Origin of the sequence: Nocardioides sp. URHA0032 (assembly GCF_000620645.1) — a bacterium.
Classification (GTDB): Bacteria; Actinomycetota; Actinomycetes; order Propionibacteriales; family Nocardioidaceae; genus Nocardioides.
In genome coordinates this window covers 61,489-74,900 of sequence record NZ_JIAV01000019.1, presented here as the reverse complement: position 1 = coordinate 74,900, position 13,412 = coordinate 61,489, and the positions used below count along the sequence as shown (strand labels likewise).

13 protein-coding genes are annotated in these 13,412 nt (G+C 69.8%); 3 read left to right on the top strand and 10 right to left on the bottom strand.

Features of this window, described 5'->3' with window-relative positions:
* Positions 1-30: 30 nt before the first annotated feature.
* On the bottom strand, positions 31-279 hold the full coding sequence (locus tag N538_RS0109085) for a hypothetical protein (RefSeq protein ID WP_028637048.1): 249 nt from the start codon (positions 277-279) through the stop codon (positions 31-33).
* A 228-nt stretch (positions 280-507) separates the two neighbouring features.
* Between N538_RS0109085 and N538_RS0109080 the strand changes: the two genes are divergently transcribed.
* Both N538_RS0109080 and N538_RS24570 read left to right on the top strand, forming a co-directional pair.
* On the top strand, positions 508-1,236 hold the full coding sequence (locus N538_RS0109080) for an ANTAR domain-containing protein (RefSeq protein WP_028637047.1): 729 nt from the start codon (positions 508-510) through the stop codon (positions 1,234-1,236).
* 57 nt (positions 1,237-1,293) lie between these two features.
* Positions 1,294-2,010, top strand: a complete 717-nt coding sequence (locus tag N538_RS24570; RefSeq protein WP_081790380.1) for a GAF and ANTAR domain-containing protein — start codon at positions 1,294-1,296, stop codon at positions 2,008-2,010.
* A 51-nt stretch (positions 2,011-2,061) separates the two neighbouring features.
* Here N538_RS24570 and N538_RS0109070 read toward each other — a convergent pair whose 3' ends face one another.
* Complete coding sequence (locus N538_RS0109070; RefSeq protein ID WP_197025287.1) at positions 2,062-2,712, bottom strand: CGNR zinc finger domain-containing protein; 651 nt, start codon at positions 2,710-2,712, stop codon at positions 2,062-2,064.
* Positions 2,713-2,751: 39 nt separating this feature from the next.
* Here N538_RS0109070 and N538_RS24565 point away from each other — a divergent pair, with 39 nt between their 5' ends.
* Positions 2,752-3,690, top strand: a complete 939-nt coding sequence (locus N538_RS24565; protein WP_081790379.1) for a DMT family transporter — start codon at positions 2,752-2,754, stop codon at positions 3,688-3,690.
* Positions 3,691-3,812: 122 nt separating this feature from the next.
* Here N538_RS24565 and N538_RS0109060 read toward each other — a convergent pair whose 3' ends face one another.
* The 8 genes from N538_RS0109060 to N538_RS24550 all read right to left on the bottom strand — a co-directional run bounded on the left by N538_RS0109060 (position 3,813) and on the right by N538_RS24550 (position 13,354).
* Positions 3,813-5,540, bottom strand: a complete 1,728-nt coding sequence (locus N538_RS0109060) for an ABC transporter substrate-binding protein (protein WP_028637045.1) — start codon at positions 5,538-5,540, stop codon at positions 3,813-3,815.
* A 274-nt stretch (positions 5,541-5,814) separates the two neighbouring features.
* On the bottom strand, positions 5,815-6,996 hold the full coding sequence (locus N538_RS27315) for an HNH endonuclease signature motif containing protein (RefSeq protein WP_081790378.1): 1,182 nt from the start codon (positions 6,994-6,996) through the stop codon (positions 5,815-5,817).
* A 327-nt stretch (positions 6,997-7,323) separates the two neighbouring features.
* The gene (locus tag N538_RS0109050; protein WP_028637044.1) at positions 7,324-7,956 is read right to left on the bottom strand and encodes a response regulator transcription factor; all 633 of its coding nucleotides are present in this window, start codon (positions 7,954-7,956) and stop codon (positions 7,324-7,326) included.
* Complete coding sequence (locus N538_RS0109045; RefSeq protein WP_028637043.1) at positions 7,953-9,536, bottom strand: phytoene desaturase family protein; 1,584 nt, start codon at positions 9,534-9,536, stop codon at positions 7,953-7,955. The genes N538_RS0109050 and N538_RS0109045 overlap by 4 nt, the downstream gene beginning before the upstream one ends.
* Positions 9,533-10,732: an aminomethyltransferase family protein gene (locus N538_RS0109040; RefSeq protein WP_028637042.1), complete on the bottom strand. Its 1,200-nt coding sequence runs from the start codon at positions 10,730-10,732 to the stop codon at positions 9,533-9,535. The genes N538_RS0109045 and N538_RS0109040 overlap by 4 nt, the downstream gene beginning before the upstream one ends.
* A 41-nt stretch (positions 10,733-10,773) precedes the next feature.
* Positions 10,774-11,517, bottom strand: coding sequence for an amino acid ABC transporter ATP-binding protein (locus N538_RS0109035; RefSeq protein ID WP_028637041.1), 744 nt, complete (start codon positions 11,515-11,517; stop codon positions 10,774-10,776).
* A gap of 8 nt (positions 11,518-11,525) precedes the next feature.
* Positions 11,526-12,440, bottom strand: a complete 915-nt coding sequence (locus N538_RS24555; protein WP_051549065.1) for an amino acid ABC transporter permease — start codon at positions 12,438-12,440, stop codon at positions 11,526-11,528.
* Positions 12,437-13,354, bottom strand: coding sequence for a transporter substrate-binding domain-containing protein (locus N538_RS24550; RefSeq protein ID WP_051549064.1), 918 nt, complete (start codon positions 13,352-13,354; stop codon positions 12,437-12,439). The genes N538_RS24555 and N538_RS24550 overlap by 4 nt, the downstream gene beginning before the upstream one ends.
* Between the last annotated feature and the right edge of the window lie 58 nt (positions 13,355-13,412).

Here is a 13,412-nt window from a genome sequence, read left to right as displayed (position 1 = left end):
ACGCTCGGAGACGGGCCGGGTCCCGCGGCGTCACTCGGTACCTTGCTGTGGGCTGGTGTTGTCGGTACCGCCCAGGTTCCGCAGGAACTCGTGGCAGCGATGGGCGCGGGTGGAGTCCTCCTCCATGACCTGCCGGAAGAACGCGGCGATGTCGGCCTGGCCGGCGTTCTCTGCGTCCCGGACGTACTGGCCGTAGTCGTGGCCTGCCTTGAGGGAGTGGTACTGCACCGAGATCAGGTCGTAGGTGACGTCGTCGAAGCCGGTTTCGCCGGTGGCCATGATGATCCTCCTCGTCGTTTGCTGACGCGATCCGGTTCCCTCTGTTCGGGGCGGGCATGCCTGGGAAGATGGCCTCGAGCGGCATGGACATCTCGACGACCGGGTACCCGATCGGCGGCGTCCCGGTCTCTGCCTCGAGCAGGAGCGGTCCAGTATCCTGACAGGGCTCGCTCGGGTCCCCTGAGCAACAGCGGATGTCGTCACGACCCGGGGATTGAGGAGACGCACATGTGCGCTGATCAGCGTGGGAGCCGTCCGGCGATCAGTGATGATCTTCTCTCCTCATTGGGTGAGCTCGCCGAGGTGATCCAGACCCGGGGCACCCTGGGGGGCGTGCTGGCCGACATCGCCGAACTGGCCACCACCTCGGTGCCCCGCTGCGACGCGGCCAGCGTCGCGCTGGCGGTCAACGGTCGTCCGACGACGGCGTCGGCGACTGCACGGGTGGCTCTCGAGCTCGACATGGTGCAGTACGACCTCCATGACGGACCCTGCCTGAAGACCTTCCGAACCATGGAAGGGCTGCGGCTGGACCTGGTGGGCCTGGAGGAGGTGCTGCCGCACTTCGCCGTCGCCGCGCGCAAGCTGGGCGTCACCAGTGTCCTGTCGACCCCGGCGATCTGGGGCGAGGAGCCCGTCGCCACGCTCAACCTCTACAGTCGCAGTGGCGTCTTCGACGAGACGGCGGAGGCCGTGGCTGCTGTGCTGGCCACGCAGGTCACGATCGCAGTGAGCCGCTCTCCGGAGTTCGCGGCTGCCCGCGGCGTTGTGGAGCAAGCCCAGCGGGACGCCGACGACCAGGCCGACATCAGCGTTGCCACGGGGCTGCTCATGGCAAGCCAGACGGTGAGCGCTGAGCAGGCCGCCGGCCTGCTGCGACGAGCAGCCCTGGACGACGAACAGACGATCCTCCACATCGCGCAGCGGATCATCCGACAGCACCGCACCACGCTCTGAGCTCGGTGGGCTGACCAGGCGGGGAGCTCGGGAACATGCGATCCGGGGAGGGATGTCATGGACGGCACAAGGGAGACACGGGGTCGCGCCAGCGACGTCCGGCGGGACGGACCAGTGCCGCCCGCACGCCATGTCGCGCTGGAGTCCCTGGCCCAGTCGGCTGCCCGTAACATTCCGGGCGCCGACTTCGTGAGCGTCACGGTGCGCAGCGGGAACGAACCACTGCGTACCCTGAGTGCCACTGACCCCGTGGCCGAGAAGGCCGACCACGTGCAGTACGACCTTCACGAAGGTCCCTGTTACGCCGCGGTCACCGACGACCGGTTCGTGCTGGTCAACGACATGGCCGCCACCAGCGAGTTCCCGCGCTACGGCCCCAGGGCGGTGGACCTGGGCATCGGTGCGCAGGCAGCCATCCAGCTGCTCCACGACGGAGAGACGGCAGCCCTCAACCTGTACGCCAGGCACGCCGGGGCCTTCGACCGTGACACCGTCCAGATCGCCGAGCTCTTCGCCACCCAGGCCGGCGCGCTGCTCGGCTACGCCTCCCAGGTGGAGCAGCTGAGCGAGGCGCTCCACACCCGCACCGACATCGGCACCGCCATCGGGATCCTGATGGAGCGCTACCGCATCGACCGCCACCAGGCGTTCGCGTTCCTGACCCGGAACTCCCAGACCCGCAACATCAAGGTGCGCCTCCTGGCCCAACAGGTCATCGACGGCACGTTCGAGGCCACCGCGGGCGACGACGCCCCACCACCCCACCGGCCCTGACCGCAAGGTTCGGCGGATTCGAGCCTCCTGTGCGGTACGTGGCTTGGTTCTTCAGCTCGGGGTCCGGGGCGCGGTCGTCGCGCTGGTCCTGGACCGGTGTCGCCGGGCGCGGCTCCTGTTGCCGCAGTCGGCAGAGCTGCACCACCTCCGCGACCCGTTCCTCGAGCGGTCGAGGAAGAGCCAGCCGCAGGCGTCGTCCCGGCACTGCCGGAGCCGGGTGGGGTCCTCGTGGGCGAGCAGGTCCCAGGCGTGGATGCCGAGCGCCTCCGGCAGGTCGCGCAGTCCTCGCGGGCGGCTGTCCCATCGCAACGGCATCACGGTCACGATCTCGCTGTGGCCGAGGTCCCGCAGGAGGCGGGCTACCAGGTGGGCTCGCGGCGCCGGGTCGGATCGCCCGTCCGTCGCCAGCGGCTGTACGACGGCGTACAGAGCATCGCGCAGGTCCCGGCAGCGGCGGACCACCTCGCGGGCGCCCGCGCGGTCCTGGTGCGCCTCGGCGGTGAACCCTTCCCGCTGCCCCGGGTCGAGGATGCCGACGAAGGCCGCCCACCGCACCAGCTCGGACGCCTCCCCGATACGGTCGACCGTCCGGTCGCGGTCGAGGCGCCAGGCCACGGTGTTGAGCAGCTCGAGTGCCGGGTGGTTGGCGGTCGCCTGCAGCGAGCCGCCGTCGGCGAAGCCGAGCACCGGTGCCGTTTCCACACCTTGACAGTAACGGGTCAAAGCGGTTTCAGTCGTTAGATGGCCAGCTCTCCCGGCACGGCTCGACCTGGTCTCGAGTACGCCGGCCCGCTGCGCCACGTCCGGCGGTCGAACCGGTCGGCGGCGGTTGCCGTCGCCGTCGGCGCCTTGGCCGTGTCGACGACGGCGATCTTCATCGATCTCTCGGGTGCGTCGTCGGCCACGTCGTCGGTCTGGCGCTGCCTGCTGGCGGCGCCGCTCGTCGCGCTGGCGGCACGCTGGGAGCCACGCACGGCGGACGCGGCTCGCTCACCTGGCCGACGGATCGCGCTGGCTTCGCTGTGCGGGGCCCTCTTCGCCGGAGACATGATCTGGTGGGCGCAGTCGATCGCGGAGCTCGGCGCGGGACTGTCGACGGTCCTGGTCAACGCCCAGATCGTCATCGTGCCCGGCCTGGCGTGGACCATCGACCGGGAGCGACCGCCGGGTCGGTACCTCGTCGCACTTCCGGTGATGGCGTGCGGGGTGGTGCTGGCGGGCGGCCTGGCCGGAGGTGCGAGTGCCGGCTCACAGGCGGGCATCGGGACACTCCACGCACTGCTGGCCGCGTGCGCGTACTCGGGATTCCTGTTCCTGCTGCGCCGACTGGGGAACCAGACCGCGCTGCGCAGCTACCGGGACACCCTGGTCACGGCTGCCGTGGTGTCCGCGGCCGTCGGGGCGCTCGCGGGTGGCTTGACCCTGAGCCCGGGGTGGACGGCGTTCGGTTGGCTGGTGCTGGTGGCCGCCGTCGGCCAGGCGCCGGGCTGGGCGCTGGTCGCCGTGGGCTCTCCCCGGCTCACGACGGCCCACGCCGCGGCCCTGCTGCTGCTCACGCCGGTAGGAGCGTTGCTGCTGTCGGTCGTCCTGCTGGACCAGGTGCCGACGGTGCTCCAGGTGCTCGGCTGCGCCCTGGTCGTGGCCGGCGTCCTCGTCCAGTCCCTGCGGTGGCGCCGATGACCGGGCGACCGCGACCCGCGCAGCCTCTGGCGACGCGATCGCCCGCACAGGTCGCCGCCTCCCGACCACGGTCGGGAGGCGACGACCCGGGGGGACCGGAGGCAGCTGTCCGTCGGGGGCGGTCAGCTCTGGACGCCGATGGCGCCGAGGTCGGGATAGCCGTTCGACGCCGGGGTGGCAACGAAGTTCGTCACCTTGGAGCCGTGCAGCATGTAGAACCGCGCGACGCTGAGCGGGATGTAGGCGACGTCCTTGCCGAGCTGGATGTCGGCCTTCTGCAGGGCGGCGGTCTGCGTGTCCAGGTCGGCCGCGTGCTGGGCCTCGTCGACCAGCTTGTTGAACGCGGGGCTGTCGTAGGCGCCGTAGTCCTGTCCGTCGGAGGCCGACGTCAGGTTCGGGCGGCTGTCGAACAGCGGAGGCGTCACCGTGATCGCCGAGGGCCAGTCGGCGCCCCAGCCGCCCCACATCACGTCGGAGTCCTTGTCGGGCTTCTGGATGACGTCGTAATAGGTGTCACCGAGGCCGTCGAGCGTCGTGTCGAAGCCGGCCTGGTCCCACGTGTCCTTCAGCGCGGCCGCCCACTTGTCGGCGGTCTCGCTGGAGGGATAGGTGAACTTGATCGGCACCGGCATCGGGACGCCGGCCTGCTCGAGCAGCTTCTTCGCGGCCGCGGTGTCACCCGAGTTCGACCCGTCGAACGCGGGGTTCGCCTGGTAGCCGACCACGGAGGGGTTCACGACCGACTCGGCCACCTTGCCGGCCTTGTCGCCCCCGAGTGCCACGTTGTACGCGTCGGCGTTCGTCGCGAGCGCGAGCGCCTGACGCACCTTGAGGTTCTTCATCTCGGCGCTGCGGAAGTACGGCACCAGGTAGTAGACGTACGGCGAGTCGACCAGCACCGAGCGGTCTGCGACCGCGCCCTCGATCTGGCTGTAGTACGCCGGTGGCGCGGACGTTCCCGTGACCGCATTGGGGTCGGTGTCGGCGATCAGCCGGTCGTACTGGTTCTCCGCCGTCAGACCGACCTGGAACTCGATCGAGTCCGGCAGGGCCTTGCGCAGGTCCGGCGTGTCCGTGGACGGGTCGTAGTTGGTGTTGCGTACCAGCGTGCCGCCCTTGTTCTTGCTCCAGGTGCCCTCGAGCTTGTACGGGCCGTTGGAGAAGATCTGGTAGTTCGAGCGCTCGCCCTGGTCCTTGTCCTGCCGGTACGGGTCCATCATGTGCAGGCCAGCGATCGCCAGCGGGAAGTCCGGCCACGGCTTGTTGAAGTGGTAGGTGATGGTGTTGCCGTCGCACGTGACGGCCTTGTCGAAGTACTGCTGGCCGTCCTTCTTGTAGGGACCGTCGTACGCCGGCAGCCCGGTCTTCGGGTCGGTCGGGATGTCCAGGTAGCTGAGCAGGTAGTTGGGGCCACCGGTGATCACGTCGGTCGCGAACACCCGGGAGGCGCCGTACTTGAAGTCCTCGCAGGTGATGGGCTGCCCGTCCTCCCACGTCACCCCGTCCTTGACCGTGAACGACCAGACCTTGCCGCCCGCGGTGGACGTGCCGGTGTCGGTTGCGAGGTCGGGGACCGGCTTGTTGGCCACGTCCGGGTCCTCGGAGACGGGGAACGCCACGAGCGAGCGGTAGACGGTCCGGGTCAGGTTGGAGATGTCGCGACCGACGTACACGCGCTGGGGATCGAGGTGCTCGATCGGCGTGTAGATGTAGTAGAGGAGGTCCCCGCCGGACTTGTCGGACTGGGGGGAACCGTTGTTGCCGCTGGAGCCACCGCCGCCACATGCGGCGAGGCCGGCTGCGAGGGCGGCCGCGGCACCTACCGCGACCATGCGCTTGCGAAGACTCATGGGCCAACTCCTGGAAGAAGGTCACGCTCGTACGGCCTGCGCGCGCGCAGGCACCGACCAGGGCGCGGTGCACACGGCACCGGCCCTCGTCCTGCGACCACCGTGCACGTTCGACGTCGCCCGTCCCACAGCAGCCGGTGGTCAGTCGAGGCGGGGCGACCCTTTCTTCTTATCCGCCAGACGTAGGCAGCACACGTCCCGGCGGGGAACTGGTGCGGAACCGTTCGCCGATGGATGCGCAATCGTGACCGAGCGCGGCCTCGTCAGCATCGGCCTAGGTTCGTCGGTGGAACCTGGTGTGGTGCTTGGGGCAGAGGAGCCTGCCGTGCTCGACGTCGGTGGGTCCGCCGCGGCTCCACGGGATGTCGTGATGGACGTGACACATCGCCGGGGGCCAATCGCAGCCCGGCTCGGTGCAGCCCTTGTCCCGGATCCCGATCGCGGTCCGCTGGGCCTTGGTGTGGAACCGGCGGGTGCGGCCCAGGTCGAGGACCTCGGATCGTCCGCCGAGCACGGCGGGGATCAGGCCGGCCTCGCAGGCCAGCCGGCGGGCGGTGGCGGCGGTGATCTTCTCCCCGGTGTCCAGGAGTGCGGCCTGCTCGAGGCGGCCTTCGAGGGCCTCGAGGGTCATGGTGACCACGATGGTGGCGGAGATTCCGCCGGTCTGGGGGAGCCGGCGGGCGGGGTAGCGCTCGAGGAGCTCGCAGAACGCCCGCCCCAGGCGTTCCCGACCGGGCCGGGGCACCACCCCGGCGCCGGGGGCTGCGGGGCCGTCGGTGGCGGTGCGGTGCTGGGGGGCGGCGATCGCGAGCAGCATCTTCTTCAGCGCGGCACCGTGCAAGGACGGGACCGTGAACTTCCCGTGGCACTTGCCGTGCCCGTCATCGACCATCGTGAACGTGGTGGCCAGCAGCGCGTCGGCCTCTTCGCGGGCGAGCTGCTTCGCTTCGTACTCGTCCGCCAGGTCGGGGGCGACCACGTCCATCAGCCGCTTGCCCAGGATCCGCAGGGTGGGGGCGGTGTGCTCGCGTCCGGCGGCCACCAGGTGCCGCTCGGCCTTCTCCACCAGGGTCGTGTCGAGGTCGCCGGGGAGCTGGTCCGGCGCGGCGACGATCACCCGGGCCTGCTCGACCACCAGGTCACCCGCGGCGAGCGCGTCCCGCACATGGCCCCGGGTCACCAGCGCCTGGCCGAGCCGCACCTGGCCGAGCACTACGGGCTTGGTCTGCCGGGTCCGGTGCGCCCACGTATCGACCTGTTCGTCGTCGGCGTGCTCGGCCACCCGGGCCTCGAGCTCGGCCACCCGCGCCTTCAACCGGGTCAGCTGGATCAGCGTCGCGGTGGTCTCGGCGGCGTCCATGGACCACACCGACGCATCGGCGACCGCATCGATCTCGGAGTGGGCGTGCGCGACGGCCACCGAGACCCGGTGTCGAGGTGTGGCCATCGCTGTCATGGCTCTACTCAAGCACCGGCCACCGACACTGAGAGGCCCAGAACCCCATGTTCCACAGGGTCCTGGGTAACGAACAGGTCACGATTCCGAGCCGCTCTCCACAGGCCCAGGGACACGGCAAGCCCGCAAGCCGGGGATCGGCGACGACCCCCGACCCACCGTTCCCGTAGCTGCCCTGTCGGCGAAACCACCCACGGCCAGCAAGCCACAGCCGTCGACCCGCAGGCCGGGAGACCACGAAGACCACCCACCCACCGCTCCCGTAGCTGCCTATCGGTCGAAACCACCCGCGACCAGAAAGCCACGGGCACCGGCCGCACCGCCGTCTCAGATGCCCGTGTCGTCCGTGGACTCGAAGCCGTTGCGGATCCCCCACGCGACCGCCTCGGCGCGGTTGCGCACGCCGATCTTGGCGTAGGCGGTGCGGATGTAGGTCTTCACGGTGTTGATGCTGAGGTAGGCCCGACGGGCGATCTCGGCGTTGGTGAGGCCGCGAGTGATGAAGCCCAGCATCTCCGACTCTCGCTGCGAGAGCCCGATCGCCTGCCCCGGCCAGGTGATGACGGGTTCGCCGTCCGGCTCGACGGCTTCCACCGTCGTCCGGTCGTGGATCGCGGCGATGGCGGCGACCAGCTCGTTCGCGCTCAGCCGCTTGCTGACATACCCCGCCGCACCGGCCCGGCGGGCCGCCTCCTCGGGGTAGTCGTCCCAGCTGTAGACGACCACCTTCGCGGGGTTCTGGTCGATGACGGCGCGCAGCTTGCGGTCGTCGTCGGGCAGCCGGCCGAACGTGTCGAACAAGATCACGTCGGGGCGGTGCTGCATCTCGGTGTTCGTGGTCAGGTCGACGACCTGGACCTGGCTGGGGTGCCGCGCGAGCATCTGGGCGATCCCCAGCAGCGCGATCTCGTAGTCGTTGGACAGGGCCACCCGGATCGGTCGGGCCTCGTGGTCGGTCACCGCTTGAGGTCCTTCAGGACGCGCGCGCTCGCGAGCCTGCCGGGCGAGCCGATGACGCAGCCGCCCGGGTGGGTGCCGGAGCCGCACTGGTAGTAGCCCTCGATCGGCGTGGCGTACTGGCTCCAGCCGGGTGCCGGCCGGAAGAAGTACATCTGCGGGGCGAGGAACTCGCCGGCGAAGATGTTGCCCTCGGTCAGGCCGGTGCGGGTCTCGATGTCGACCGGCGTCACGACCTCCCGGTGCAGCACCAGGTCACCGAAGCCGGGGAAGTGCGACTCGAGCACGGCCTGTGCCTTGTCGCCGAAGGCCTGCCGCTCGGTCTCCCAGTCGCTGCCGCGCAGCTCGTACGGCGCGTACTGGACGAAGCAGGACATCACGTGCTTGCCCGGCGGCGCCATGTCCGGGTCGACGACGGACTGGATCGCGGCGTCGATGAACGGCTGCTCGCTGTACCAGCCGTACTTCGCGGCGTCGAAGGCCCGCTCGATGTACTCGATCGTCGGGCCGATGTTCAGGAACCCGCCGTAGTGGTCGACCGTGTCCGGCAGGGCCGGGAAGACCGGCAGCCCGTCGAGGGCGAAGTTCACCTTCGCCGACACCCCGCGGAACTTCATCCGGCGGATGTTGTCGACGAGGTCGAGCGGCAGCTCGCGGGGCTCGACGAGCTCCAGGAAGGTACGCCGGGGGTCGAGCGCGGACACGACGACCTGAGCGCGGAACTCGGTGCCGTCCTCGAGCGCGACGCCGACGGCGCGGCCGCCGTCGGTGAGCACGGACGTCACGGGCGCGCCCAGCCGGATCTCGGCGCCGTACGCCTGCGCCGCGCGGGCCAGCACCTGCGTGAAGCCGCCGTTGCCACCCTTGTGGAACGCCCACGAGCCGAGGTGGCCGTCGTGCTCGCCCATCTTGTGGAACAGCAGCACCAGGCCGGAGCCCGGCGACATCGGGCCGACCTTCGAGCCGATGATCGACGAGGAGGCGTGGTAGCCCTTGATCGCCTCGTGCTCGAAGTAGTCGTCGAGCCAGTCCTTGGCGCTGCCGGTCAGCAGCCGCACGACGTCGTGCATGGTCTTGCGGTCGATGCCGCCGAGGTGGTCCATCAGCCACTTCACGTCGGCCGCGTCATCCGGGTCGTTGCCGAAGACGTTCGGCGGTGCGTTGTCGAAGAGCGGCCGGATCGCCTGGCAGACCCGGTCCAGGTCGCGGTGGTAGCGCTCGTAGGCGTCCGCGTCGCGCGGCGAGTGCCGGCGTACCTCCTGGAGGTTCTGGGCGTGGTCGTCGCCGAAGAGCAGGTAGTCGCCGTCGCCGGTGGGGTGGAACGACGAAGGCATCATCAGCGGGAGGAACCCGTGCTCGACCAGGTTGAGCTCGTGGATGATCTCCGGCCGGAGCAGGCTCAGCGCGTACGAGAACGTCGTGAAGTTGAACCCCGGCAGCAGCTCCTCGGTGATGGCCGCACCACCCACGAGGTCGTTCTTCTCGAGCACCAGCGTGCGCAGGCCCGCCTTGGCGAGGTACGCCGCGTGGGTGAGCCCGTTGTGGCCCCCGCCGACGACGATCGCGTCGTACTCGTGGCTCATGCCTTCTTCCTCTCGGGGTCGAAGAACGGCATCGAGGTCGTCGTGACCCGCACCGTGGTGTTGTGGTGGTTGATGGCGAGCTCGAGCCGCAGGGCGGTGCCGGCGGCGGCGAGGTCGGGCCGGACCCGGGCGATCCCGATGTGGCGCTGGAGCACGGGGGAGTAGACGAAGCTCGTGCAGTAGCCGACCTCCACCCGGTCCTCGTCGAGGACCATGGACTCGTACGGCCACGGGTGCTCGGACTTCGGCGGGAACAGGTCCGCCTCCCGGTACAGCCGGTCCCAGTCCTCGGGGTCGACGACGATGCCGGTCGTCGCCCAGCGCGAGGTGCCGTCGACGAGCTCGCGGCGGATCGCGTCCGACCCGACGAACCGGCGGGAGCCGTCGCGGACTCCGCGGAGCATCCACCCGAAGCCGAGCTCCTTGGGGGTCACGCAGTCGGCGTCGCTGAAGGCGAGCCGCGCGTCGTGCCACTCGACGTCCACGAGAGGCAGCCCGGCCTCGATGCGCAGCGTCATCAGCGCCTCCTCGCCGAACGGTCGGATGCTGTGCGGCCGGCCGGCCTCCAGCACCGCGTCCAGCACGGCGAGCGCGTCGTCGGCGGGGACGGTGATCTCGAAGCCGAGGTCGCCGGTGTAGCCGGTGCGCGAGAGCGTGACACCGGCATCCGCGACCTTCGCTGGCACGTGATCGAAGTAGCCGAGCTTCTCCGCCTCGGGCATCAGCTCGGCCAGTACGGCGCGCGAGCGCGGCCCCTGCACGGCGAGCATCCCGTAGTCGTCGGTGACGTCCTCGAGCTCGACGCGGAGACCGGCCGCGAGCTCCTGGAACCACGAGAGCGCGGGTCGGCCGGCCGTGAGCAGGAAGTCGTCCGTCGAGTGCCGGAACGCCACGCCGTCGTGCATGACGAAGCCGCGGTCATCGCACCAGGCGGTGTACTGCGCCTGCCCCGGCCGGCAGGTCCGGATGTCGCGGACCAGCGCACCCGAGAGCAGCCGCTCCGCGTCCGGACCGGTCACGGCGTACTTGTACAGCGGCGAGGTGTCGAAGACGCCGGCGCTGTTGCGGACCGCGAAGTACTCGTGCTTCGGCGCGTGGCTGTAGCGCATCGGCGACAGCGTGCCCTGCCAGTGCGTGTAGAGCTGTTGGTCGTTGAGCTCGCTGAGCCGCGCATGGAACGGCGTCGTCCTGATCATGGGTTCCCTCCCTGGGCCCGGTGGGCCAGCATATTCAGAGGTCAGAGCACCGCGTCCAGGAACGTCTTCGTCTCCGGGCGGGTCGGCGCCGAGACGATCTGCGACGGCGGCCCCTCCTCGAGGATCCGGCCCTCGTGGAAGAAGCACATCCGGTCCGCGACCTCGCGGGCGAAGCCCATCTCGTGGGTCACGACCATCATCGTCATGTGCAGGTCGGTGGCCAGCGAGGTCATCACCGCCAGCACCTCGCCGGTCAGCTCCGGGTCGAGCGAGGACGTCGGCTCGTCGAAGAGCATCACGTCCGGCTGCATCGCGAGCGCTCGCGCGATCGCGACCCGCTGCTGCTGCCCGCCCGACAGCCGGATCGGGTGCTCGCCCGCCTTGTCGGCCAGGCCGACCCGGTCGAGCAGCTCCAGGGCCTGCTGCTTGATCACCGTGTCCTTGCCGTGCCCGGCGCTCACCGGACCGCACATCACGTTGTCGAGGACCGTCATGTTCGGGAACAGGTTGAACTGCTGGAACACCATCCCGGTCTTCAGCCGCAGCTGCCGGATCTGCCGGCGCTTGCGACGGGTCCGGTGGCCGCCGGAGAGACGGACCCCGGACACCTCGATCGTGCCTTCGGTCGGGTCCTCGATCATGTTCACGCAGCGCAGCAGCGTGGACTTGCCCGACCCGGACCGGCCGAAGATCACCACGACCTCGCCGCGCTGGACCTCCAGGTCCACGCCCCGGACGACCTCGAGGTGGCCGAAGCGCTTGTGCAGCCCTTCGATGCGGACGATCGGGTCGGTCATACGACTCCTCCTCCGCCGCCGTGGGGCTGGACGGGGATCGCCTTCATCGGCGTGCGCACGTAGCCGCGCGCCAGCCGGGACTCCAGGCGGCGCTGGAAGAACGAGAAGATGCCCGTGAGTGCCCAGTAGATGATCGCCGCTGCCAGGTAGGCCTCGAGGTTCTTGAAGTCGGCCTTCCCGAGCAGCTGGGCCCGCCGGAAGATCTCCGCGCTGGCGATCGTCACACCGAGGAACGAGACCAGGGCCGTGTCCTTCATCATCGCGATGAACTCGTTGCCGGTCGGGGGGATGATCACGCGGAACGCCTGCGGCAGGATCACCTTGCGCATCTTCTGGGCGTGCGTCATGCCGAGCGCGTCGGCCGCCTCGGACTGGCCGAGCGCGACTGCCTGGATGCCGGCCCGGAAGATCTCGGTCATGTACGCGCCGTAGTTGAGGCCGAGGGCCAACGTGCCGGCCATCGCCGCGGACAGCACGAACACGGAGTCGAAGTCCGGGGGCAGCCAGGTGTAGCGATCGGCCAGGTTGCGGCCGACCGGCGGTAGCGCGAGGTAGATCAGGAACATCTGCACGATCAGCGGCGTGCCCCGGAAGAACGAGACGTAGAACCCTGCCACGCCGTACGCGATCGGGTTCCGCGACAGCCGGGCGAGCGCCCCGAACGTGGCCAGCACGATCGCGATGCCGATGCCGCCGACCGCCATGATGAGCGTGTAGCGCAGACCGCCCGCGATGTACCGGATGTTGTCGCGGATCCAGTCACGATCGAAGCCGGCAGCGAGCACGAACAGCGCGAGCAGCACGAAGATGACCACCCAGACGGCGGCCACCTTCAGCCGGAACGGGACGCGCGCACTGGCGAGCGCGAGCCGCTCGATCCGCGACTCTGCGGGGGCGGCGGGATCGGTCACTGCTGCGACACGGAGAGGTCGACGCCGTCGTACCACTTCTTGGAGAGCTCGGTCAGGGTGCCGTCGTCGTGCATCTCGCCGACGATCTTGTCGATCGCCTCGGCCAGGCTCGTCGGGTCCTGCTCCGCGGACTTGTCGATGGCGACCGCGAGCGGCTCGTAGAACACCGGGTCGCCCACGATCTTGACCGGGTTGCCGGCGTCGGCGTAGCCCTGCGCCGTGGTGAGCGAGGTGATCACCGCGTCCAGGCGGGTGCCGTCACCGAGCGCCAGGTCCTGCAGGGCGGTCGTGTCGGTGTCGTAGCCGTGGATGTCGGCGTCGTCGATGACGAAGTCGAAGGTGAAGCCGTTGATCGCCAGGGTCTTGTCGAGGAAGGCCTCGTACGTGCAGCCGGAGCAGACGCCGATCTTCTTGCCGTCCAGGTCCGTGGAGACGTCCGAGATCGTGGTGTTGTCGGTGTTCACGGCCACCACGGCCGGCGTGTAGTAGTACGGCTGGGTGAAGTCGAGGACCTTCTGGCGGGCGTTCGTCGGGGTCATCGAGCCGACGCTCATCTGCCAGCGGTCGTTCCAGCCGCCCGCGGTGATGACGTCCCACGAGGGTGTCTCCCAGCCGATCTTCACGCCCAGCCGGTGAGCGATCTCGGTCGCCACGTCGATGTCGAAGCCGACGTAGGTGTTCGTCTTCGGGTCCAGCGAGGACTGCGGCGGGTACGCCGGGTCCGTCGACACCGTGATCGTGCCCTTGTCGCAGACCTCCTTGAGCAGGCCGTCCGGGGTGCCCTCGCCGCAGACGCCGCTGCCGGCCGCCGGAGCGTCCGCGTCGGCGCCGCCGCCGTCGGAGCTGCCGCAGCCCGCGAGGACCAGGGCGGTGAGCAGGGTGGTCGCTGCCACCAGGGTGTGCCGCTTGAGCATGAACAGCCTCCTCGACGGGGGACGGACGGGTCCGGGTTGTGTCGCAGGATGGCAGAAA